This window comes from Rhodococcus sp. PD04 (assembly GCF_035918275.1).
Lineage (GTDB): Bacteria > Actinomycetota > Actinomycetes > Mycobacteriales > Mycobacteriaceae > Rhodococcus > Rhodococcus rhodochrous.
Map to the genome: position 1 here is coordinate 4587576 of NZ_CP142143.1, position 22171 is coordinate 4609746.

General features: G+C 68.6%; 21 protein-coding genes. 9 read left to right on the forward strand and 12 right to left on the reverse strand.

Annotated features, from left to right (window positions below):
* Positions 1-2: 2 nt before the first annotated feature.
* From U9J23_RS20820 to U9J23_RS20830, 3 genes are read right to left on the reverse strand one after another with little or no spacing between them, the layout of a single operon-like run.
* Positions 3-455 carry a MaoC family dehydratase gene (locus tag U9J23_RS20820; RefSeq protein WP_016694499.1) on the reverse strand — a complete coding sequence of 151 codons (453 nt, stop codon included), beginning with the start codon at positions 453-455 and terminating at the stop codon, positions 3-5.
* 28 nt (positions 456-483) lie between these two features.
* The gene (locus U9J23_RS20825) at positions 484-1230 is read right to left on the reverse strand and encodes a GntR family transcriptional regulator (RefSeq protein WP_016694498.1); all 747 of its coding nucleotides are present in this window, start codon (positions 1228-1230) and stop codon (positions 484-486) included.
* A gap of 26 nt (positions 1231-1256) precedes the next feature.
* Entirely contained in the window at positions 1257-2408 is a 1152-nt protein-coding gene (locus U9J23_RS20830) for an acyl-CoA dehydrogenase family protein (RefSeq protein WP_059383737.1), read from the reverse strand.
* A 213-nt stretch (positions 2409-2621) separates the two neighbouring features.
* Between U9J23_RS20830 and U9J23_RS20835 the strand changes: the two genes are divergently transcribed.
* The gene (locus tag U9J23_RS20835; RefSeq protein WP_059383736.1) at positions 2622-3497 is read left to right on the forward strand and encodes an HpcH/HpaI aldolase/citrate lyase family protein; all 876 of its coding nucleotides are present in this window, start codon (positions 2622-2624) and stop codon (positions 3495-3497) included.
* A 5-nt stretch (positions 3498-3502) separates the two neighbouring features.
* Positions 3503-4498, forward strand: coding sequence for a MaoC family dehydratase (locus tag U9J23_RS20840; protein ID WP_059383735.1), 996 nt, complete (start codon positions 3503-3505; stop codon positions 4496-4498).
* 72 nt (positions 4499-4570) lie between these two features.
* Here the strand turns inward: U9J23_RS20840 and U9J23_RS20845 are convergent, their stop codons facing one another.
* Positions 4571-4984 carry a hypothetical protein gene (locus tag U9J23_RS20845; RefSeq protein ID WP_059383734.1) on the reverse strand — a complete coding sequence of 138 codons (414 nt, stop codon included), beginning with the start codon at positions 4982-4984 and terminating at the stop codon, positions 4571-4573.
* A 43-nt stretch (positions 4985-5027) separates the two neighbouring features.
* Positions 5028-6077 (reverse strand): enoyl-CoA hydratase/isomerase family protein, encoded by a 1050-nt coding sequence (locus U9J23_RS20850; RefSeq protein ID WP_272269033.1) that lies wholly within the window; start codon positions 6075-6077, stop codon positions 5028-5030.
* A 58-nt stretch (positions 6078-6135) separates the two neighbouring features.
* Here U9J23_RS20850 and U9J23_RS20855 point away from each other — a divergent pair, with 58 nt between their 5' ends.
* Together U9J23_RS20855 and U9J23_RS20860 are read left to right on the forward strand one after the other, a co-directional pair.
* Complete coding sequence (locus tag U9J23_RS20855) at positions 6136-7359, forward strand: CoA transferase (RefSeq protein WP_326600207.1); 1224 nt, start codon at positions 6136-6138, stop codon at positions 7357-7359.
* Positions 7356-8750 carry an amidohydrolase family protein gene (locus U9J23_RS20860; protein ID WP_059383731.1) on the forward strand — a complete coding sequence of 465 codons (1395 nt, stop codon included), beginning with the start codon at positions 7356-7358 and terminating at the stop codon, positions 8748-8750. The genes U9J23_RS20855 and U9J23_RS20860 overlap by 4 nt, the downstream gene beginning before the upstream one ends.
* Before the next feature lie 72 nt (positions 8751-8822).
* Here U9J23_RS20860 and U9J23_RS20865 read toward each other — a convergent pair whose 3' ends face one another.
* From U9J23_RS20865 to U9J23_RS20875, 3 genes are all read right to left on the reverse strand, one after another.
* On the reverse strand, positions 8823-9893 hold the full coding sequence (locus tag U9J23_RS20865) for a 2-oxoacid:ferredoxin oxidoreductase subunit beta (protein ID WP_059384101.1): 1071 nt from the start codon (positions 9891-9893) through the stop codon (positions 8823-8825).
* A complete protein-coding gene (locus U9J23_RS20870) occupies positions 9890-11824 on the reverse strand; it encodes a 2-oxoacid:acceptor oxidoreductase subunit alpha (RefSeq protein WP_272269050.1) in 1935 nt (644 codons plus the stop codon). Before U9J23_RS20870 ends, U9J23_RS20865 begins: the two co-directional genes overlap by 4 nt.
* 120 nt (positions 11825-11944) lie before the next feature.
* Positions 11945-12658, reverse strand: a complete 714-nt coding sequence (locus U9J23_RS20875; protein ID WP_059384116.1) for a dienelactone hydrolase family protein — start codon at positions 12656-12658, stop codon at positions 11945-11947.
* Positions 12659-12874: 216 nt separating this feature from the next.
* Between U9J23_RS20875 and U9J23_RS20880 the strand changes: the two genes are divergently transcribed.
* Entirely contained in the window at positions 12875-13567 is a 693-nt protein-coding gene (locus tag U9J23_RS20880; protein WP_059384099.1) for an SDR family NAD(P)-dependent oxidoreductase, read from the forward strand.
* Between the two features lie 5 nt (positions 13568-13572).
* Here U9J23_RS20880 and U9J23_RS20885 read toward each other — a convergent pair whose 3' ends face one another.
* Together U9J23_RS20885 and U9J23_RS20890 are read right to left on the reverse strand one after the other, a co-directional pair.
* Positions 13573-13887 (reverse strand): WhiB family transcriptional regulator, encoded by a 315-nt coding sequence (locus U9J23_RS20885; RefSeq protein WP_442802258.1) that lies wholly within the window; start codon positions 13885-13887, stop codon positions 13573-13575.
* A 177-nt stretch (positions 13888-14064) separates the two neighbouring features.
* Positions 14065-15285: a CaiB/BaiF CoA transferase family protein gene (locus tag U9J23_RS20890; protein ID WP_145707453.1), complete on the reverse strand. Its 1221-nt coding sequence runs from the start codon at positions 15283-15285 to the stop codon at positions 14065-14067.
* A gap of 197 nt (positions 15286-15482) precedes the next feature.
* On the opposite strand from U9J23_RS20890, the gene U9J23_RS20895 reads away from it, so the two are divergent.
* Entirely contained in the window at positions 15483-16919 is a 1437-nt protein-coding gene (locus U9J23_RS20895; protein ID WP_229583027.1) for an MFS transporter, read from the forward strand.
* A 52-nt stretch (positions 16920-16971) separates the two neighbouring features.
* Here the strand turns inward: U9J23_RS20895 and U9J23_RS20900 are convergent, their stop codons facing one another.
* Positions 16972-17868 carry a LysR family transcriptional regulator gene (locus U9J23_RS20900; protein ID WP_059384095.1) on the reverse strand — a complete coding sequence of 299 codons (897 nt, stop codon included), beginning with the start codon at positions 17866-17868 and terminating at the stop codon, positions 16972-16974.
* Between the two features lie 71 nt (positions 17869-17939).
* Here U9J23_RS20900 and U9J23_RS20905 point away from each other — a divergent pair, with 71 nt between their 5' ends.
* From U9J23_RS20905 to U9J23_RS20915, 3 genes are all read left to right on the forward strand, one after another.
* Entirely contained in the window at positions 17940-18857 is a 918-nt protein-coding gene (locus U9J23_RS20905; protein ID WP_194699499.1) for a CoA transferase subunit A, read from the forward strand.
* Positions 18854-19630, forward strand: coding sequence for a CoA-transferase subunit beta (locus tag U9J23_RS20910; RefSeq protein ID WP_326600215.1), 777 nt, complete (start codon positions 18854-18856; stop codon positions 19628-19630). Before U9J23_RS20905 ends, U9J23_RS20910 begins: the two co-directional genes overlap by 4 nt.
* A 172-nt stretch (positions 19631-19802) precedes the next feature.
* A complete protein-coding gene (locus U9J23_RS20915; RefSeq protein WP_272269048.1) occupies positions 19803-20855 on the forward strand; it encodes a DICT sensory domain-containing protein in 1053 nt (350 codons plus the stop codon).
* 16 nt (positions 20856-20871) lie between these two features.
* Here the strand turns inward: U9J23_RS20915 and U9J23_RS20920 are convergent, their stop codons facing one another.
* Positions 20872-22098, reverse strand: coding sequence for a DICT sensory domain-containing protein (locus tag U9J23_RS20920; RefSeq protein WP_283479365.1), 1227 nt, complete (start codon positions 22096-22098; stop codon positions 20872-20874).
* Positions 22099-22171: the final 73 nt, after the last annotated feature.

A 22171-nucleotide genomic window follows, 5' to 3' on the forward strand; every position in this document is an offset into this window, starting at 1 on the left:
GATCAGGGGACGAGAACGACGACCGTCTCGGCGACCAGTGCCGGACGCTCTCCGCCCTCGATCTCGATGGTGTATCCGACGACGAGGTTCGCGCCCTTCGCCGTGCGCTCGAGCGACTTGAACTCCGCGCCGGCGCGGATCCGCGAGCCGACGGGGACCGGCGCGGGGTAGCGAACCTTGTTGCTGCCGTAATTGACCTTCATCTTCAGGCCCTCGAGGGAGAAGATCTGGGTGCCGAGCACCGGCAGCAGCGACAGGGTCAGGTAGCCGTGGGCGATGGTCTTGCCGTACGGGCCGTCCTTCGCGCGCTCGGGGTCGACGTGGATCCACTGGTGGTCGCCGGTGGCCTCGGCGAACAGGTCGATCCGCTTCTGGTCGATCTCGAGCCAGTCGCTGTGGCCGAGGTGCTCGCCGACGGCCTTCTCGACCTCGTCGATTCCGTTGAAAACCCGCATTGTTGCTCCTGTCGATGTGCGGCGACGGTCAGAGACCGGCTCGCCTGAGGGTGACGCGATAGGTGTAGTGCTCGGGCAGAAAGTAACTCACCGACAACTCGGTGGGCACGCCGTCGTCGTTCGAGTACAACCGGTCGACGCGCAGCAGGGGATGTCCCACTTCGCAATTCAGTTCGGTCGCCACCTGTTCGGTGGCGAGCGCGACCGTGATGGATTGCGCGGCCTCGACGATCGGGCTGTCGAGATGCGGTTCGAGCAGTCCGATCATCGTGTTGCGGCTCGACGCACCCGCTTGAAGTTCCGGCGCGTCGAGCACGTGGGCGGCGACGGATTCCGGAAGGTGAACGGTGGTGAGCACGAACGGGATTCCGTCGTGCAGACGCTTGAAGACCGCCGTGTACAGCACGTCGGTGTCGAGGCGCAGCCGGCTCGCGGCGTCGATGTCGACTCCGCGTCGCAGCGGCGAGACGATCTGCATGACCGTGTCGGCCGACAACGCGAGCAGATCCTCGATCGAGCCGAGCTGACGCCGGTAACGCCGGCCCGACTCGTTCGCGAACGTGCCGCGGCCGGGAACGCGGTAGACGATGCCGTCGGCGACGAGATCCTGGAAGGCGCGCCGCACCGTCTGCCGGCTCACGCCGTGTTCCTCGGCGAGTTCGGCCTCCGTGGGCAGCCGCGTGCCGTCGCTGTACCGCCCCGCCTCGACGGCCTCCCGGAGCTGGCGCGCGAGTTGCGCGTAGGCCGGTTCCGTTTCCCGCACCTTGTAGTCCATGACGGACCGATCCTAGCGGCCGGTCGTCACAGTCCGCCGCGTGCTACGAGCTGGCTCGCGATGACGTTGCGCTGGATCTCGTTGGTGCCCTCGCCGACGATCATCAGCGGCGCGTCGCGGAAGTAGCGCTCGACGTCGTACTCGGTGGAGTAGCCGTAACCGCCGTGGATGCGCACCGCGTTCAGGGCGATCTCCATCGCGATCTCCGAGCAGTACAGCTTGGCCATGCCGGCCTCCATGTCGCAGCGCTCACCGCTGTCGTACTTCTCCGCCGCGTAGCGCGCCAGCTGCCGCGCGGCGGTGAGCTTGGTGGCCATCTCCGCCAGGTAGTTGCCGACGGACTGGTGCTTCCAGATCGGCTGGCCGAAGCTCTCGCGCTGCTGCGCGTAGGCGAGCGAATCCTCGAGCGCGGCGGTCGCGACACCCAGGGCGCGGGAGGCGACCTGCAGACGACCGGTCTCGAGTCCCTTCATCATGTGGGCGAAGCCCTTGCCGGGCTCGCCGCCGAGGATCGCGTCGGCGGAGATGCGGTAGTTGTCGAAACTCAGTTCGCACGACTCGACGCCCTTGTAACCCAGCTTGGGCAGGTCGCGCGAGACCGTCAGGCCCGGGCCGTGCTCGACGAGCACCACCGAGATGCCCTTGTGGCGCGGCTGCGCGGTGGGATCGGTCTTGCACAGCAGCGCGATCAGCCCCGAGCGACGCGCGTTGGTGATCCACGTCTTGGCACCGTTGATGACCAGCTCGTCGCCGTCGCGCTTGGCGGTCGTCGTCATCGCCTGCAGGTCGGAGCCGCCGCCGGGCTCGGTCAGCGCCATCGTCGCGCGGATCTCACCGGTGGCCAGCCTGGGCAGGTACTTGCTCTTCTGCTCCTCGGTGCCGAACAGGGTCAGCAGCTTGGCGACGACGGTGTGCCCGCCCATCGCACCCGACAGCGACATCCATCCGCGGGCGAGTTCCTCGGTGACCTGGACGTAGCAGGGCATCGACACCGGCGATCCGCCGTACTCTTCCGGCACGGCGAGCCCGTAGATGCCGATCTGCTTCATCTGCTCGATCCACTTCTCGGGGTACTCGTTGGCGTGCTCGACCTCCTGCACCGACGGCTTGACCTCCCGATCGATGAAGTCGCGGACGGTCTTGACCAGAAAAGTCTCTTCGTCGTTCAGGTAGGTCACGGGGGCACCCTTCGTCGGGGACGGGCCACACGGACCCGGGAAACTTTGTACGGCCATTTTGTGGACCAAGTTCGGGCGTTGTCAACGCGAAGACACTCATTCGACGTCGTGATTGCAGAGTTTTAGCCGATACGAACGACTGCACCTTCCTATGGGCACACCTCTCCGTGGGGTGGCATACCGCCAACAATGGCCGTACATTTAGCGCCGTCATTGCCGACCGAACTCCCCGAGGTCCCCGTGTCTTCCGAGCAACACCTCCGCCGGCGCGCCGTTCTCGTCGCCCCCGGCTCCGACGAACGCAAAGCCGGTAAGGCCCTCGCCTCCGCCGCCGACGAGGTCGTCCTCGACCTCGAGGACGCCGTCACCGCCGCCCAGAAGGACGCCGCCCGCGAGCTCGTGGCTCCGCTGGTCCGCGAGCACGGCGCCACACGCACCGTCTCCGTGCGCATCAACGGACGCGGCACCCCCTGGTTCGAGGACGACCTGCGCGCGTGCGCCGCACTCGGCGACGCCCTCGCCTCGATCGTGATCCCCAAGGTCGAGAGCGCCGACGATCTCGTCGAGGCCGACCGCATCCTCGGTGAATCGACCGTCCCGGTGCAGGCCCTCATCGAGACCCCCGCCGGCGTGCAGCGCATCGACGAGATCGTCGCGGGCTCCCGGGTCGCCGGCGTGATCATCGGCTACGCCGACCTCGGCGCCTCCCTGGGCCGCGCCCGCACCGCCGCCCCCGAGCACTGGCTCTACGTGCAGGACCGCGTACTGCACGCCGCCCGCGCCGCCGGTGTCCAGGCGATCGACGGGCCGTTCCTCGGCATCGCCGACGACGACGCCTTCCGCCATTCGGCGCAGTGGGTGTCCGATCTCGGATTCGACGGCAAGTGGGTCATCCACCCCGCGCAGATCACCTCTGCCGCAGCAGCCTTCACACCCACCGACGATCAGGTCGACGCCGCCCGCAAGGTCCTCACCGCACTCGAGGAAGCCGAGAACCGCGGCGCCGGAGCCGCCCAGCTCGACGGCCAGATGCTCGACGAGGCCGTCGCTGTTGCCGCCCGCCGCACCCTGTCGAAGATCGGAGCCTGAAAGCCATGACCACCTCGTACGTCGGCGGACCCTACTTCGACGAACTGACCGTCGGCCAGGTCTTCGACACCGCCCCCGCCGTGACGCTCACCGACGGTCTCGCCGCCGCGCACCAGAGCATTCTCGGTGACCGCCTGCGTCTTCCGCTCGACAAGCACCTCTCGGCCGCCGTCGCGGGTGGGCCGGTCGCGCACGCCGGCTTCGTCACCGACATCGCGATCGGGCAGTCCACCCTCGTCACGCACCACGTCAAGGCCAATCTCTTCTACCGCGGTCTGCGTTTCCGCCGCTTCCCGCACATCGGCGACACCCTCTACACCACCACCGAAGTCGTGGGGCTGAAGGAGAATTCGGCCAAGCCCGGACGCAAGCCCACCGGTCTCGCGGCGCTGCGCATGAACACCGTCGACCAGGACGGCAACACCGTCCTCGACTTCTACCGCTGCGCAATGCTGCCGTTGAGCGAGAATCCCGACCCCGACCGCGTGGTGCACTCCGACGACCTCTCGGCCATCGGGCCGCAGGACGAACCGCAGTGGTCCGCGCCCGCCGACTGGGATCTGAGTGTCTACCGATCGAAGGTGCCGGGTGAGCACTTCGACAAGTCCCTCGCCGGCGCCGTGCTGCAGTCCAGCGGCGACGTCGTCTCGAGCGCACCGGAACTCGCGCGCCTGAGCCTCAACATCGCGGCGACGCACCACGACGAGCGGGTCGGCGCATCCGGTCGTCTCGTCTACGGCGGCCACACCATCGGCCTGGCCTTCTCACAGGCGACGCGCGCCCTGCCGAATCTCGTGACGGTGCTGGGCTGGAAGTCGTGCGACCACACCGGCCCGGTCCAGGAGGGCGACACCCTCACCAGCGACCTGCACGTCGAATCCGCCGAGCCCCTCGCCGAGGGCGGTGGCGTGCTGAACCTGCGGTCGCTCGTCTACGCGCACCGCGGAGATGCCGAGCCGGCTCCCGTCCTGGATTGGCGGTTCACCGCACTCATGGCCTGACGGCCACTGCTGCCGAGACCGACGTCGTGTGCGAAATCCTCCGGGAAATCGCGCACGACGTCGGTTTCGCCGTTACGCGTCGACCCGCTTGACGAGGCGCTCGTAGCGTTGCCGGGCCGCCTGGGTGCTTCCCAGGCCGAGGCCGAAAGCGATCTCCTGCCAGGTCATCCCGCGTTCCCGTGCGATGCGGAGGATCAGCGCCTCGAGTTGGTCCATCTCGGCGCGTGCCTTCGGGACCAGACCGAGCGCGGCGATGACGTCGGCGTCGTCGACCTCGGGTTCGCCGGGGCCGGGACTGTGCACGCCACCCGCCAGAGCCGCGACGAGACGGATGGCGCCGAGCGGGTCGAGCATCTCCGGGTGCGACTGCCTGGCCCGCTGCTCGGGAGTGTTGCCGTGCCGTTCGGCGATCCGGAACAGCCCCGCGTACTCACGGTGCGCGCGTTCGCGACTCGGATTCGGTGGGGTGAAGCCTTCCTCGGACATGAACCCAGGATGGTGTGTGAACAACTTGTTGTCAACAGATTGTTCACACGTCGCGGATCTCGTCCACCAATCCCCAGTCGAGTGCGCGGGAGACGTCGAGAGGCGCAGCCGTGACGAACAGGTGCAGCGACCGCCACCTGCCGATCCGCCGCGGGATGCTCACCGTCCCGCCGGCCCCGGGGATGAGCCCCATCGAAACCTCCGGGAGGCGGAAGACCGTGTCGGGAGTCGCGACCACCCGGCCTGCGAAGGCCGGGATCTCGATACCCGCGCCGATACAGTGACCGTGCAACCGCACCTCGATGCGACCGGCGAGCTGCGCGACGAGACGCCCCGCTCCCCCGCGCGTGCGGACGAAATGCGCGAGCGTGATGTCGGGCGTGCGGCCGAACTCGTCGAGATCACCGCCGGCACAGAACGACGACCCAGCCCCGTCGAGCACGACCCGTTCGATGCTGTCGTCGAGGATCGCGAGTCGCAAGGCGTCGACGAGAGCGTCGCGCAGCACCGTGCCGTAGGCGTTGCGGCGCTCGGGCCGGTTGAGCGTGATGTGCAGGAGGTCGCCGTCGCGCGCGATCACCACCGGTTCATCCGAGGGCGGCGGCAGGGGCCGCGGGCCGCGCCCGGCGAGCCATGCGGCGAACTCCGGTCCGCCCTGCAACGTCGAGTAGCCGAGCGACTCCACGTCGATCGCTTCCGGCACCGCGAGTGTCTCGGACGCCCGCACGACCTGCCGTGCCACCAGCGCGGCCTGCGGGTTCGCGGCGACCGCCTCGGCGAAGGCGGCGATGCTCGCGTCCGGATCCGGTGTGTCCACCACGCCGCGGGACTGCGCGACCGGCGCGTAGGTGAGGTCGAGCGCGTCGATCAACGGACGAACCTCGGCGGGGATCTCGCGGGTCGCGCGGCCGACGAGGATCCGATCGGCCAGCGCGGCCTGCTCGACGGCACGCTCGATCAGGGGAACGCCTCCGTCGAGATCGACGACGACCATCGGCCGGGACACGGCACCGCCCTCACCGAGAAGGGGCTCTCCTGCCGCGCCGTTCGCCAGGTCCGCAGCGGAGAGAAGCATCGCTCGTGCCGTATCCATGTGGTCCGTCCTTGTACTCCACCAGGCCCCATCCGGCACGAAATGTAACATCACGGTCGTGGCCACCGACCTCGCCGCAGACCCGGTACGCGACTGGGCCGACAGCGGAATTGCCTCTCTGACCGGCAGAGTCGACGGTCCCCCACTGCTCCCTCCCGGCCGTGCCGCCACCGCCGCCCGCGAACTCTCCGCCTGGATCACCGCTGCCTCCGGTGACGTCGTCGACATCGACGGCGCACGCCTGCTGTCCGAGCGTGCGGCGTTCACCGGTCATCGTCGTGGTGGAGCGGTCTCCGCCGGAGGTGCGTGTCGCCTGTTGCCGACGATCGACGGGTGGGCGGCGGTCTCGTGCGCGCGTCCCGACGACCCGCTCCTGCTCGGCGCCCTGATCGGCGAGGAGATCTCCGGCGATCCGTGGCCTGCCGTCGCCGACTGGCTCGTCGAACACACCGGGGCGGAGCTGGCCGAGCGTGCCGAACTGCTCGCGATCGCGGGCGGACCTGTCGTCCACGGTGTAGCCGCTCCCCTGACGCCGCCGGAGCCCCGCTCGGTCGACGGGTTGCTCGTCGTCGACTTCAGCGCACTGTGGGCCGGGCCGCTGTGTGCGCATCTGCTCGGTCTCGCCGGTGCGCGCGTCGTCAAGGTCGAGACGCCGTCGCGGCCGGACGGTGCGCGTCGCGGCAATGCCGACTTCTATCGGCTCCTGCACGGCGGGCACGAATCGGTCGTGCTCGACCCGGCCGACGACACGCAGCGACGCGAACTCGCGGAACTGGTGGCAGCTGCCGACATCGTGATCGAAGCGTCGCGGCCACGTGCACTCGCCGGTTTCGGCCTCGACGCTGCGAAGGCTGTGGACGACGGCACCACGTGGATCTCGATCACCGCGCACGGACGGGATTCGCACCGGGTGGGTTTCGGCGACGACATCGCCGCCTCCGCCGGTCTGATCGCGTACGACGCGGAGGGCCCCGTCTTCGTCGGCGATGCGATCGCCGATCCCCTCACGGGTCTCACCGCCGCAGCACTGGCCATGTCGGCACCACCCGACGAGCGCGGAAAGCTCTGGGACATCTCGATGTCCGCTGTCGTCGCGGCGACTCTCGACGAACCCACGACCATCTCGCAACCCGCCATTCGCGACGGCGAGCAGTGGGTGCTGCAGACAGCGGACGGTGTCGTCGCCGTCGCCGAACCGCAGAGGCGTGAAATCTCCGGTGAGGTCGCCGAATCCGGGCGCGACACCCGGCGCGTACTCACCGATCTGGGCATCCGGCCGTGAGCGTCCTCGTCGTACGCGACGTCGAGGTCGACGGCATCGGCGGAACCGATGTCCTCATCCGTGACGGGGTCGTCGCAGTCCTCGGATCGGAAGTGCCGGTACCCGCGTCGGCCGACGTCGTCGACGGTCGTGGAGGCGCACTGCTTCCGGGCCTGCACGACCACCACATCCACCTGCACGCCCTCGCGGCCGACCGCACATCGGTCCGCTGCGGCCCACCTGCCGTCCACACCGCCGACGACCTCGCCCGCGCACTCGCAACCGCGGCCGGTAACGGATGGATACGGGGTGTCGGGTACTCGGAGGACGTTGCCGGCCTGTTGGATCTGGATTCTCTCGACATGCTGCACGCCGAGCGTCCCGTGCGCATCCAACACCGAAGCGGTGCAGTATGGTTCCTGAACTCCACCGCCGCCGCACTCACGGGACTCGCAACGGCCGATCACCCCGGCGTCGAACGCGACGAGAAGGGACGACCGACAGGACGCGTGTGGCGCGCCGACACATGGCTCCGCGACCGGCTACCCGACTCCGGCCCACCATCGCTCGCAGACGTGGGTGCCGAACTGGCGTCCTACGGCATCACCGGTCTCACCGACGCGACGCCCGACCTCACCCCCTCGACCCTGGAACACCTCCGCGCCTCCCACGTCGACGGGTCCGTCCCGCAGCGCATCCGACTTCTCGGTGCACCACTGGATTTCGTGGACTCGGAGACGTTCGCCGCGGGGCCGCACAAGATCGTGCTCGCCGACTCCGGACTGCCCGACCTCGACGATCTCGCGACGACGATCCGCCGCGTCCACGATGCGGGTCGCGCGGTGGCGGTGCACTGCGTCAGTCGCGAGGCGTTCGCGATCCTGCTCGCCGTTTTCACCGAGGTGGGCACCGCCCCCGGCGACCGTATCGAGCACGGCGCGCTCGTCCCGGCCGAGTCGATCGGCGACCTGCGACGCCTCGGGCTGCAGGTGGTCACCCAACCCGGCTTCCTAGCCGACCGCGGCGACACCTACCTCCGCGACGTGCCCGCCGTCGACCTGCCCGACCTCTATCGGTGCCGGAGCCTCCTCGACGGTGATGTGCCGGTCGCGCTGTCCAGCGACGCCCCCTACGGCCCCGCCGACCCGTGGGCGGTGATCTCCGCGGCGGTCTCCCGTACGTGCCCGACCGGCGACGTCGCCGGGGTGGACGAACGGATCCCTGCCCCGACCGCGCTCGACCGGTGTCTGGCCCCGCTCGACGATCCCGGTGGCACTGCTCGTCGCGTGCGGGTCGGCGCGCCGGCCGATCTCGTCCTGCTCGATCGACCCCTGGCCGACGTCCTCGCAGCACCCACCGCAGAGTTGGTCCGCGCGACCGTCATCGCCGGTCGCGTCGTCCACCACGCCTGATCCGCTACAACGTCGGTCATCCGCTACCGCAATTGTCGTAGCGGATGACCAGGACGGTAGCGGATGCGAGCGTCAGGGAACGGTCCACGTGTTGTCGCCCCGCAACAATTGCTGCAGGTCGGCGGCGCCGGACTCCTGCGCGACCCGCACCCGAGCACGCTCGGCGTCGTCGTAGGTCGTCCGCCCGACCTGCCGCACGATCCCCGTGACGACGTAACGGAGGTCCTGGTCCGACAACCGCGACAGCGCGTACGCGTATTCGGGGTCGTCGGTGTGCGCGTCGTGCACGACGATGTCGGCGGCGTCCACCTCGGAGCGTTGCACCACCCGCAGGCCGAAACCCTTTCGGACGACGCAGAGCTCGTTGTCGACGCCGAAGATGATCGGTTCGCCGTGCCGCAGCCGGATCAGGTGCGACGGCGCTTCGTCCTTGCGCAACACGTCGAACGAGCCGTCGTTGAAGATCGGGCAGTCCTGCAGGATCTCGACGAAGGCCGTGCCGCGGTGGTGCGCCGCCGCGCGCAGGACCTCTGTCAGTCCGGCGCGATCGGAGTCGAGAGCACGTGCGACGAAGGACGCCTCGGCGCCGAGCGCGAGCGACAGGGTGTTGAACGGTGCGTCGACCGACCCGCCGGGTGAGGACTTGGTGACCTTGCCGACCTCCGAGGTCGGCGAGTACTGCCCCTTGGTCAGGCCGTAGATCCGGTTGTTGAACAACAGGATCCGCATGTTCACGTTGCGACGCAGGGCGTGGACGAGATGGTTGCCACCGATCGACAGGGCGTCGCCGTCGCCGGTCACGACCCACACCGACAGATCCGGACGCGTCACCGCCAGACCGGTCGCGAGTGTCGGGGCGCGTCCGTGGATCGAGTGCACACCGTAGGTGTCGAGATAGTAGGGGAAGCGCGACGAGCATCCGATGCCGGAGACGAACACGAGATTCTCACGCCGGACACCCAATTCGGGCAGCAGGCTGCGGACCGTCGCGAGGATGACGTAGTCGCCGCAACCCGGACACCACCGCACCTCCTGGTCGGAGGTGAAGTCCTTCGCCTTCTGCGGAACGTCCGTGCGGGGCACACCGTCGAGCGCATCGATGTGCGGGCGGAGTCCGAGATCGTGGCCGAGGAGTCCGGTCATGCTCGTGCCCTCTCTGCTGTGGGGTCGAGTTTCGTCGACGAGGCGACCGCGTCCGGAGTCCGGGATCGTTCGGTGTCGGCGAGTGTTCCGGCGAATTCGGCTTCGATGGCGTCGTGGAGTTCGTCGGCGCGGAAAGCCATGCCCGCCACCTTCGTCACCGGCTGGATGTCGGCGTCGAACCGCGACCGCAGAAGGAACGACAGCTGACCGAGGTTCATCTCCGGGACCAGCACGCGCCGGTAGCGTCCGAGTACGTCGCCGAGGTTCTTCGGCATCGGCGCCAGGTGACGCAGATGTGCTCGGGCCACCCGATGACCGGCGCGTCGAGCACGACGCACGGCCTCCCCGATCGGCCCGTACGACGACCCCCAGCCGAGCACGAGCACCTCGGCGTCACCGGTGGGATCGTCGACGTCGAGATTCGGGACGTCGATACCGGCCACCCGCGCGACCCGTAGTCGGGTCATCAGCTCGTGGTTGGTGTGGTGGTAGGAGATGTCGCCGGTGCCGTCGGCCTTCTCGAGTCCGCCGATCCGATGCTCGCGACCTGCGGTTCCGGGGATCGCCCAGTCGCGGGCGAGGGTGTCGGCATGGCGGGCGTAGGGCTGATAGCCGGGGTCGTCGTCGCCCGGCGACGCGGCGAAGCGCGGATCGATGCGGGGCAGGTCGTCGATGTCGGGGATCCGCCACGGTTCGGATCCGTTGGCGATCGCACCGTCGGACAACAGCATGACCGGCGTGCGATAGGTGATGGCGATGCGCGCGGCCTCGAGTGCGGCGTCGAAGCAGTCGGCGGGCGACTGCGGTGCGACGATCGCGACGGGCGATTCGCCGTTGCGGCCGAACATCGCCTGCATCAGATCGGCCTGTTCGGTCTTCGTCGGCAGGCCCGTGGACGGTCCGCCGCGCTGGACGTCGACGACGATCAGCGGCAGCTCGGTCATCACCGCCAGACCGATCGCCTCGGATTGCAGGGCGATTCCCGGACCGGACGTGCTGGTGACCCCGAGCGCACCGCCGTAGGACGCGCCGATCGCGGCGCCGATACCCGCGATCTCGTCCTCGGCCTGGAAGGTGTGCACTCCGAAGCGTCCGAGTCTGCTCAGTTCGTGGAGGATGTCGGAGGCCGGCGTGATCGGGTAGGTGCCGAGGAAGACGTCCATCCCCGCCGCGCGGCCCGCCGCGACGAGACCGTAGGCGAGGGCGGTGTTGCCGGTGATCTGCCGGTACGTCCCGGGTGGCAGCGACGCGCGGGCCACCTCGTAGGTCGCGGCGAACGCCTCGGTGGTCTCGCCGTAGTTCCAGCCGGCGCGCAGGGCGAGGACGTTCGCGTGCGCGATGTCGGGTTTCGACGCGAACTTGCGCTCGAGGAACGTCTCGACCGGCGCGATCGGCCGCCCGTACATCCACGACAGGAGACCGAGCGCGAACATGTTCTTCGAGCGCTGCGCGTCCTTCTTGCCCACACCGGCGGGTTCGACGGCTCCGGTGGTGAGGGTGCTCATCGGCAGGGCGTGGACGGTCAGGTGCTCCACGGCGTCGGTGCCGAGCGGGTCGGCGTCGTAGCCCGCCTTGCTCAGGTTCCGTTTGGTGAACTCGTCGCTGTTGACGATGACGGTGCCGCCTCGGGGCAGGTCGCCGACGTTGGCCTTGAAGGCCGCCGGGTTCATCGCGACCAGCACGTCGGGCCGGTCCCCGGCGGTGAGGATGTCGTGATCGGCGATCTGGATCTGGAAGCTCGAGACCCCGGGAAGAGTGCCTTGAGGTGCGCGGATCTCGGCGGGGAAGTTGGGTTGTGTGGCCAGGTCGTTGCCGAACGCGGCCGCCTCGGCGGTGAACCGGTCACCGGCGAGTTGCATGCCGTCGCCGGAGTCGCCGGCGATGCGGATGACGACCTGTTCGAGTTTCGCGCTCGACGCCATGCGCTCCATCGTGGCCCTCACGCGCGCATGTGCAACCGTTTCTCCCGAAAAATTCTGCCCATCCGCTACAAGATCGGCTTTCCGCTACAGCAATTGCGGTAGCGGAAAGCCGATTCTGTAGCGGATGCGTCAGGAGCGGACGGTATCCCCGATGAAGCTCAGCGCCTGGGGCCACGACACCGCGTAGGCGTCGGCGTTGACGGGATTGCCGTGCCGGTCGCGGGAGGAGAAGCCGTGTTCGGCGCCCGGGTAGACGTGGGTGATGGTCGCGCCGGTCTCGCGCTGTTGCAGCGTCGCCTGCAGGTTCGCGAAGGTTTCGGCGCTCATGATCGTGTCGGCGCCGGCGTGCAGCACCATGACGGGTGCCGCGACGTGACCTGCCTGCTCGACGGCGTCGATCGTATGGTTCGGGGCGGGCGGCACCGCGATCGACGGGTGGTAGGCGACGACGTTCGCGACGCGCGTGTCGCGGGCGCCGAGGATCAGGGCGAGGCGTCCGCCGAGGCACCACCCGATCACGCCGACCTTCTCCAGGCGTAGTTCACCGAAGGCGTGGTCGAGCAGGGTCGCCATCTCCGCGAGGCACTTCTCGTCGTCGAGGCCCCGCATCAACTCCACGAGTTCCTCGCGCGAGCTGTCGTCGGCGCTCGGTCCGTGCCAGGGATCCCAGACGAGCGCGGTCACACCGGTTCCGGCGATGTCGTGCGCGTACTCGCGGACCTGGGCGTCGATGCCCGTGATCATGGGCAGCAGCAGCATTCCTCCGGTGGCACCGCCGAGCGGCCTGGCCAGGTAGGCGCGCAGACCTGCGATGTGAACGAATTCTGCCTCGATGTCGGTCATCGACCGTCCTTCCACTTGCGTCGTTTGTTCGTCATGATCTTCGTACGAAGTCGTTCAGCGGGCAGCGCATCCACCCGTCGCCGCAGCTCAGGGGCCGTCCGTCCCGACCACCGAAGGAAATGAGAACATCATTTCCGTTTTGCGGTATCGTTCCTCTCGCGCACCGACGTACGGTCGGAGCACGGCAGACGGCTCGCTCGAAAGGGATACAGGCAGATGGCTCGCACCGTATTGGTCAGTGGTGGCACCGGCGGACTCGGCAGCGCCGTGACGAAACATCTCCTCGACACCGGATGGCGGGTCGTGGTGCCGTGGCTGGTCCGTGACGAGCTCGAGCGAGTGGGCACACATCCGAACCTCCGGCTCGTCCAGGCCGACCTCTCCGACGAGCAACAACTCGAAGACGCCCTGAACCTGGCGTGCGACGACCCCGACGCCCCCCTGTTCGGCGTCGTCAACCTCGTCGGCGGCTTCACCTCCGGACCGCGGGTGCACGAGACCCCGATCGAGGTGCTCGACTCCCAACTCGATCTCAACCTGCGCACCGCCTATTCCGTCAGCCAGGCGGCACTGCCCCACCTGATCCGCCGCGGCGGTGGATCGATCGTCTGCATCTCCACCGCCGCGACGCTCAACCCCTTCCCGGGCGGCGCCTCCTACATCGCTTCCAAGGCCGCGGTGTCGGCGCTGGTCGAGACGATGGCGCTCGAGTACCGCGACGACCACATCCGCGTCAACGCGCTGCTGCCCGTCGTCATCGACACCCCGGCCAACCGCGCCGCGATGCCCGACGCCGACACGAGCCGCTGGTCGAAGCCGGCCGACATCGCGAAGGTCATCGAGTTCCTGATCTCCGATGCGGGCGCCTCCATCACCGGTGGTCTGATCCCCGTCACCAACGTCGGCTGACAGCGTCAGACCGACTGGAGGCGACCGAGTTTCATCGCACGTTCGAAGGCTCGTCGTTCGGCGTAGTTCATACCGCCCCATACGCCGTGCGTCTCTCCGGTGCGCACGGCGTGCTCTCGGCACGCGTCGATCACCGGGCAGGAGCGACAGACCTCCTTCGCCTGCCGCTCGGCCCGGAGCACCGCACCGCGGCCGTCCTCGGGCTGAGGGAAGAACATCGACGTGTCCACCCCGCGGCACCGCGCCGCGACCACCCAGTCACGGTCGCCGGATCCGTACATCGCCGCCTCCTTGCCCATCGGGCCATCGCGGACCCGCACTCGTCGAACGAGTATTTGTACGGCCATTTTTCGGTACCCGTCGGGGATCGTCAATTGCTGAGCAGCACGAATCCATCAGAATCGACGATGCCAGTCGCTTCGGATACCTATAAGCACCGGAAGCTATGGCCGCACATTTGGTGAGCGGACGAAGCCGAGCGGACCGGGCGGGGCGGATCAGCCGACGATGCCGGCCTTCTTCAGGCCCGCGATCTGCTCGTCGGTGAGCCCGAGATCCGCGAGCACCGCGTCGGTGTGCTGACCGAGCCCCGGCACCGCGCCCATCGGCAGTTCGACGTCCCGGAAGTTCATCGGCGGCAGGATGCCGCGCACCGTCCCCGCCTCGGTCTGCACCTCACGCCAGCGATCGCGCGTCGCGAGCTGGGGGTGCTCGATGAGCCCACGCAGATCGCGCAGCTGCGCGGCCGGCACACCGGCGTCGGCGAGCTTCCCGTCGAGCTCCGCACTGGTGAACTGCTTGGTGGCCTGCCCGACCAGCGCGTCGACCTCCTCGCGGCGACGCACCCGCTCGAGATTGGTGGCGTAGCGCGGATCGTCGCCCAGCTCGGGCATGCCGAGCACATCGGTGAGCGTGCGCCAGCCCCGGTCGTTCTGCACGCCGATGAGGATCTCGCCGTCCGAGGTGGGGTATTTGTCGTACGGCGCGATCGAGGTGTGCGACAGGCCCATCCGCGGCACCTGGCGTCCCTGATACATCTGCAGGTACATCGGGTAACCGAGCCATTCGGCGGTGGCGTCGAACATCGACACGTCGATCGTTGCGCCCACACCGGTGCGGTGCCGGCGCAGCAGCGCCGCCTGGATCGAGGTGAGCGCGTACATGCCCGCGGCGATGTCCGAGGTGGGAATGCCCGTCTTCACTGCCGTCTCGGGTGTGCCGGTGATCGAGCACAGTCCGGTCTCGGACTGCACGAGCATGTCGTAGGCCTTGCGGTCGCGCATCGGCCCGTCGGTGCCGTATCCCGACATGTTGACCACCACGAGTTCCGGGTGGTCCGCGCGCAGGTCGTCGGCACCGAGTCCGAGACGCTCCACCGCGCCGGGCGCGAGATTCTGCAGGAAGACGTCGGCGCCGCGGATCAGCTTCTTCACCGCGTCGATGCCCTCGGGCGCCTTGAGGTCCACCGCGAAGGACTCCTTGCCGCGGTTGAGCCACACGAAGTGGGCGGCCAGTCCCTGCACGGCACTGTCGTAGGCGCGGGCGAAGTCGCCGTCGCCGACGCGTTCGACCTTGACGACCCGAGCTCCGAGATCCGCGAGATGGCGCGTCGCGAGGGGCGCAGCGACCGCCTGTTCGAGGCTCACCACGGTGATGCCCTCCAGCGGCAGGCCGGCAGAAACCTCGACCTCGCTCCGATTGGTTCCGTCGCTCGTCACCGTGGTGTTCCTTTCGCGTTCGCGGTTCCGTCCGGCGTATGTCTACCAGGCCGAACACCGACTCCCCGGTAATACCTCTGAGGTATCGATCCGCGTCCCATTGGGTATTGGACTGCAAAGCCGAGCCCTGCCACCCTCTGATGAGACGCAGACCACATTCCACCCGCCTCGTCGGGGGCGTAAGAGACGGAGGGCGCATGAGTTCGTCCACACCCACCGATCAGGAGATCGCGAAGAAGGCCCGCAAGGCCGGCATCGCCTCCTTCATCGGCACCACCATCGAGTGGTACGACTTCTACATCTACGGCACGGCCGCCGCTCTGGTGTTCGGCCAGATCTTCTTCTCGGACGAACTCTCGAGCGGTGTCGCGACCCTCCTCGCGTTCGTCACCCTCTGGGCCGGCTTCCTCGCCCGCCCGCTCGGTGGCGTCATCTTCGGCCATCTCGGCGACCGCATCGGACGCAAGAACACCCTCGTCATCACGCTCGTCATGATGGGCATCGCGACGGTGGGTATCGGCCTGCTCCCGACCTACGCGCAGATCGGGATGTGGGCGCCGGTCCTGCTCGTCTTCCTGCGCATCGTGCAGGGCGTCGCGGTCGGCGGAGAATGGGGCGGTGCCGTCCTCATCGCCAGCGAGAACGCCCCGAAGGGCAAGGGAATCCTGTATTCGGCGTTCGCGCAGCAGGGTTCGCCCGCCGGCAACCTGCTGTCGACGATGGCGTTCTTCTTCCTCGCCGCGCTGCCCACCCCGCAGTTCATGATGTGGGGCTGGCGCATCCCGTTCCTGCTCTCCGGTGCACTGGTCGCCGTCGGCCTGATCATCCGCCTCAAGCTCGAGGAATCGGACGCGATGAAAGCCGTTCTGGCGCGCAAGAAGACCGTCAAGCTCCCGATCAAGGAAGTACTGCGCAAGCACTGGCTCCTGGTCCTGCTCGGCGCCGGCGCACTGCCCCTCGCCCAGGTGACCTACTTCAAGAACACCTTCGCGCTGTCGTGGGCGACGAGCGAACTCGGCTACGAGCGCGGCACCTTCCTCGCGATCATCGCGATCGCCCTCGTGGTGCAGTTCATCGTGCAGCCCTTCGGTGCCGTGCTGGTGTCGAAGATCGACATGCGCAAGGCCATGCTCCTGATGATCGTCCCGGAGCTGTTCCTCATGCCCGCGATGTTCTTCGCGATCCGCACCGAGACGTTCGCGATCGCCGCAATCGGTATGTGTCTCGCGACGATTCCGCACTCGATGTTCTACGGCGCCATCGCCGGCATCCTCGCCCGCGCCTTCCCCGCGAACATCCGCTACTCGGGCCTGTCGCTCGCCTACCAGCTGTGCTCGCTGATCGTCGGTGGTGGCACCCCGGTGCTCGCCCAGTACCTGCTCAACTCGTCCGGTGACGTCACCGGTGTGGCCGTCGCGGCGGCCTGCTACGCGGCGGTCTCCCTCGTGTGCACCCTGGCACTGCTCAAGCGCACCGGGTACGACCCGAAGGCGCCGTCGGTCGCCGAGAAGTCCGATGCCGACGAACTCGCCCTCGAGGAGGCGGAGGCAGCCGCCGAGCGCGACCGCCGTACGCCGGGCACCGAAGACGGCCCTCGCTCCGACGACACGCCACGAGATCGCGTCCATGCCTAGGACGGATCCTTCGCACTCGGGGCCGGCCGGCACAGTCGCCGGCCGGCCCCGGTCACTCCGGAGTCGGCAATGCTTCCTCGGAGAGACGGAGAACCTCGCGCAGCGCGGCACTGTCGTCGTCCTCCCGCCACACCAGCCGCACGTCGAGCGGCTCGGGATGATCGGCGAGAGGGACGAACACGACCTCGGGGTTGATGACGTTCGCCGCGACCGACGAGACCGTCATCGAACATCCCACCCCGGCCGAGACCAGGGCGATCAACGACAGCGAATCCGGGGCACTCTGAACGATTCTCGGCGTGAAGCCGACATCGTGGGCGAGGCGGAGCAGCAGCTCGCGCAGCATCGATCCGGGTTCGGCCGGAAGCATCACCCACGCCTCGCTCGCGAGGTCCTCGAGCCGGACCTCCTCGCGGCCGGCGAGCGGGTGTTCCCTGGGCAGCGCCACGACGAGGTTCTCGCGGGCCACGACGCGCGACGCGATCCCCGGTGGGAAGAACAACAGGCGCACGATGCCGATGTCGAGCTTCCCCGCAGCCAATTTGTTGAGTGCCTCGCTCGCGTACGCCGAACTGTCGAGCACGAATTCGATACCGGGATGGGTGCGTCGCACGAGCTTCGCCCACCGGCCCACGAGATAGTGCGAGGACGAACCGGCGAAACCGATACGGACCCTGCCGGTCTGGCCCGACCCCGCAGCGGTCACCGCCATCTCGGCCAGCCGGCAGGCGTCGAGGATGTTCCGGGCCGGCTCCACGAGCGCGCGACCGCTCTCCGTCAACCGCACGCTGCGGGTGTTGCGTTCGAAGAGTTCGGCTCCGAGTTCCTTCTCGAGTCTGCGGATCGTGCGGCTGAGCGGCGGCTGGGCCATGTGCAGCCGTTGCGCCGCCCGACCGAAATGCAGTTCCTCCGCCACCGCCAGGAACGCCTTCACCTGATGGATCTCCACGCGTCGATTATTGCGCCTGCGGGCGCCTGATATCCGACACCGAATTACCGACCACACGGAGGACGACCGGTATGCCGGACAAACTCATGACCATGCGCGAGGCGATAGCCACCTATGTCGAGGACGGCATGACCGTTGCCCTCGAGGGTTTCTCGCACCTCATCCCGTTCGCGGCGGCGCACGAGATCATCCGGCAGGGCAGGCGCGACCTGACGTTGTGCCGCATGACCCCCGACATCATCTCCGACCAGCTCATCGCCGCCGACTGCGTGTCGAAGCTCGTCGCGTCGTTCTTCGCCAGCGGCTCGGCCGGTTCCCTCCACGAGATCCGCCGGCGCATCGAGAACCACGACCCCGTCGCACTCGAGGTCGAGGAGTACAGCCACTACGGCATGGTCTGCCGCTACCAGGCCGGCGCGGCCGGGCTGCCGTTCTTCCCGCTGCGCTCGTACGCCGGCAGCGATCTGCCGAAGATCAACCCGAACATCCGGCTCGTCGAGGACCCCTTCGGCGGCGGCAGCGTCTACGTCGTGCCTCCGCTGACCCCGGACGTGACGATCATCCACGCCCAGCGCGCCGACCGCTCCGGCAACGTCCAGATCTGGGGCATCGCCGGCGTCCAGCAGGAAGCGGTCTACGCCGCGAAGAAGGCCATCGTGGTGGTCGAGGAGATCGTCGACGACGATGTCATCCGCTCCGACCCCAGCCGCACCCTCGTGCCCGCGCACGCGGTGGACGCTGTGGTGTTGTGCCCGCGCGGAGCGCACCCCTCCTACGCGCAGGGCTACTACGACCGTGACTGCGCGTTCTACCGCCGCTGGACCGCGATCAGCAAGGATCCCCAGCAACTGCGCACCTGGCTGAAGGAATGGGTCCTCACCACCACCGACCACGCCGAATACCTCGAGAAACTGGGCGAGGACTACTGGGCCGACCTCGAGGTCGCGCCGCGCCCCTCCGGGACCGTCGACTACGGGAGCCGAAAGTGACCACCACCGAAACCTTCTCCACCACCGAACTCATCGTCTCCGTCGCCGCCCGCGCCCTGGCCGGCAAGGCCCGGGTCTTCGCCGGGGTCGGTCTGCCCACTCTCGCCGTCGACCTCGCCGCCCGCACCTCGAACCCCGACGTCGAGCTGATCTACGAATCCGGGGTCTGCGGCGCGCACCCCGAGGCGATGGCCGAGGGTATCGCCGACTCCGTCGTGGTCTCCGGCGCCGAATCCGTCGTGTCCATGGCGTCGCTGTTCGGGTACGTGCTGCAGGGCGGCAACGTCGACGTCGGTTTTCTCGGCGCGGCGCAAATCGATCGCTACGGCAGCCTCAACACCAGTGTCATCGGAGATTGGGACAAGCCCACCGTGCGCCTGCCCGGCGGCGGTGGGGCCGTCGAGATCATGCCCAACGCCGGCGAGGTGTTCGTGATCATGCGACGCCACGATCCGAGTGCGTTTCCCGCCGAACTGGACTTCTGCACGACCCCGAGCCCGGTCCGTGCTCGTGAGGCGGGCGCCGGCATCATGCCGCGTGGGCGCGGGGTGACGAAGGTGTTCACCAGCCTGGGCGTGCTGTCGCGGCAGGACCCCTTCGACGAACTCGAACTGACCAGCATCCACCGCGGTGTCACCGTCGAGCAGGTCCGCGCCGCGACCGGTTGGGATCTGAAGGTCTCCGACGAACTGACGCTGACCGAGGATCCCACCGCCGCGGAGATCGACCTGCTGCGCAACGAGATCGACAAGGTGCGCCTGTATCTGCGGTGATCCCACCGGACGCGACGTCGCGGCATCGAGGGCGGCGGTCGAGGTCACCGACGCGGTGGCTGGCAGGATGGCCACAGCGGACGACGCACCGGATCCTGCCCTCGACGGCCCTGCGCGCGTCCGGCGTGATGCCCGGCGGACGGACCGCCGTGATGCGGGAAGGCGGCACGTGATGCACGCGAGCGCGATCCACGACCTCGTGGACGGCACGGTCGTCGCGGCCGTGATGCCGTCGACCGCGGCGGATTCCGGCGCGGATCGGGGCGTTCCCGTCCTGACGCCGTTGACCGACCTCGCGTACAGACCGGCAGCCGAGCGCAATTCCGTCGCACTCGTCGACGAACACGAGGTGTTCGCCGATCCCCCGACTGTCCTGCGCAGGATCTCCGCTGTGCGTGAGCGCGGATTCGCCGTGGCGGTCCGCATCGCGGAATCGACGTCCCGCGCCACGGTCGTCCTGGCCCTGGTAGAGCCGGAGGTGGTCGTCGTACCGGCCGAGGCGCTCGTCGTATCCGACGTGCGGGTTGCCGCGACCCTGCTGTCGTTGCGGGCCCACTGCGAGCGGACGAACTCCGTCGTTCTCGCCGAGGGCGTCGACTCCGACCTGCATCGCCGGGCGGCCCTCTCCCACGGTATCGATTTCGGTTGCGGTGCAGCGCTACAGGCCGAGGCCGATCCTTCGTCACCGCGCGGTGGGCTGTTCCGGGAACCCTCCTGGAGCGCACCGCTCGACGACGCGACCGCCACGCCCTTCCGCATCCTGGCGGCGGGGCGGGAACGCGTGCGGAGCGGCAAGGGCCTGTTGGTCTCCATGAGCGCCGATCTCGAGGTGCGAGCCGGGGAGGCAGGACCCGACACGGTCGCTCTCGGCACCTTCCAGCACCACGACCACTTCACCGGAGCGGCGCGCAGGCGATGGATGTCGATGGCCGACGCCCTCGCTCACGTGGCGGTCTTCGCGGTCGGTTTCGGCACGAGCGACTCGGGTCCGGACCTCGTCCCGATCGAGTCGCACGACCCCCTCGTCGACGAGTGGAACGTCATCCTCCTGGGAGAGTCTTTCGCGTGCGCACTCTCGGCCCTCGACCTGCACCGTCGAACTGCCGGCGGTGAGCGAGAATTCGAGTACGTCGTCTCCTACGACCGGGAGGCCGTCGCCCGTGCGGCGCGCGCGACCCTGTCCCGTCCCCGACCGGTGCCCCTGGAGATCCCACCGTCGTCCTGAGCCGCTCCCCCGCGGGTCACCCCTCGAAACGAGCCAGGATGCTGTGGGCGCACCGGATGACGGTGCCGCGGTCGTAGGACAGCACGTAGTGGAATTCGCGGTCGAGATCCGCTGCGTCGGTGTGCATGTCGAGCGCGGCGAGCACGCACGCGAAGTGCGGGCCGAGGACGACGACGTTCCATTCGTCGACCATCGGATCGTCCGGGTCCAACGGCGCGTGGTGCACCGCGGAGTCGACGTAGGGATCGATTCCGACGCCGTAGACCCCGGTGTACGCGACCTGCTCGGCGAGCTGCGCCCATCGTGCCCGTGAAGTCGGCGTGAAGTGCTCGGCGCGCTGGAAGGTGCCGAGCACGATCGTCTCCGGTCCGGCTCCCACCGCGTTGGTCTCGAGCAGCTTGCTCATCGACACCAGAAGCCGCTTGAAACTGCGCGTGCGCCTGCGCCCTTCGGACGCCAGGGCGAAGGGGGTGAGTTCGGGATCGTCCGGAACGGCAGGTCGCGGACGCAGCGACATGGGCTCGACGTCCGAATCCGATTGCGCGGCATCTCCGCTCGCAGCCACCGTCGGATACAGCGCGCCCATCCCGTATTCGGCGGCCAGCCCCAGGGCGCGGCGGCGATGCAGTTCCGAATCGACGCCCTGCGCGATGACGACCGCGCTGCTGGATTCGATGTACGCGGCGACGGCGTGCGCGATCCTCGCTGTCGAGGCGTCGGCCGCACGGGCGATCAGGGCCGGCGCCGTGATGATCACATCCGGTTCGACGAGCGGCAGCAGCGCGAGGGCCTGGGCACGCGCTCCCACACCGTCCACCGCGACGAGCATGCCGGCGGTGCGCGCCGCCGCGATGGTGCGCAGCGTCTCGGCGGGACTGGCGATCAGTGCCTGCTCGGTGATGAGAGCGACCGTCGTCGGGCTCCGGCGCTCGTCGAGCGCGCCGAGTTCGTCGAGGGAATCGAGATCGACGGTCACCAGGTGCGGGACCGCCGACCCGGCATGCAGGCCGGCCCTGCGCCACTTGATACGGTCCAGCTCCGACTTCTGGTGCATGGCCCGAGCGGCCTCACTCAGCGCAGTGGCGTCGTGCAACGATGATCCTTCCGGACCACGCAGTTGCAGTTCGACGGCGGACAACGCACCGCTGTCGAGCCGGTGGATCGGGGCAAGCTCCGTCTCCACGACGAGGCCGCCGAACGCGGCCTCCGCGTCGGCGGCAGCGTCGGCAGGAACAGCGCTCATGGATCCAGCATCCCATCTCCGGCCACCGATCGTCCGCTCGGGCCGACGGAGCCGGGAACATAGGATATTTCCG

What these genes read in the sequence shown, in the direction of transcription:
- U9J23_RS20865 (WP_059384101.1), bottom strand. Translation starts at nt 9,893, where the DNA reads ATGACCGGACTCCTCGGCCACGATCTCGGACTCCGCCCGCACATCGAT.
- U9J23_RS20870 (WP_272269050.1), bottom strand. Translation starts at nt 11,824, where the DNA reads ATGGAGCGCATGGCGTCGAGCGCGAAACTCGAACAGGTCGTCATCCGC.
- U9J23_RS20850 (WP_272269033.1), bottom strand. Translation starts at nt 6,077, where the DNA reads ATGGATACGGCACGAGCGATGCTTCTCTCCGCTGCGGACCTGGCGAAC.
- U9J23_RS20905 (WP_194699499.1), top strand. Translation starts at nt 17,940, where the DNA reads ATGCCGGACAAACTCATGACCATGCGCGAGGCGATAGCCACCTATGTC.
- U9J23_RS20895 (WP_229583027.1), top strand. Translation starts at nt 15,483, where the DNA reads ATGAGTTCGTCCACACCCACCGATCAGGAGATCGCGAAGAAGGCCCGC.
- U9J23_RS20880 (WP_059384099.1), top strand. Translation starts at nt 12,875, where the DNA reads ATGGCTCGCACCGTATTGGTCAGTGGTGGCACCGGCGGACTCGGCAGC.
- U9J23_RS20845 (WP_059383734.1), bottom strand. Translation starts at nt 4,984, where the DNA reads ATGTCCGAGGAAGGCTTCACCCCACCGAATCCGAGTCGCGAACGCGCG.
- U9J23_RS20840 (WP_059383735.1), top strand. Translation starts at nt 3,503, where the DNA reads ATGACCACCTCGTACGTCGGCGGACCCTACTTCGACGAACTGACCGTC.
- U9J23_RS20820 (WP_016694499.1), bottom strand. Translation starts at nt 455, where the DNA reads ATGCGGGTTTTCAACGGAATCGACGAGGTCGAGAAGGCCGTCGGCGAG.
- U9J23_RS20875 (WP_059384116.1), bottom strand. Translation starts at nt 12,658, where the DNA reads ATGACCGACATCGAGGCAGAATTCGTTCACATCGCAGGTCTGCGCGCC.
- U9J23_RS20825 (WP_016694498.1), bottom strand. Translation starts at nt 1,230, where the DNA reads ATGGACTACAAGGTGCGGGAAACGGAACCGGCCTACGCGCAACTCGCG.
- U9J23_RS20915 (WP_272269048.1), top strand. Translation starts at nt 19,803, where the DNA reads ATGCACGCGAGCGCGATCCACGACCTCGTGGACGGCACGGTCGTCGCG.
- U9J23_RS20920 (WP_283479365.1), bottom strand. Translation starts at nt 22,098, where the DNA reads ATGAGCGCTGTTCCTGCCGACGCTGCCGCCGACGCGGAGGCCGCGTTC.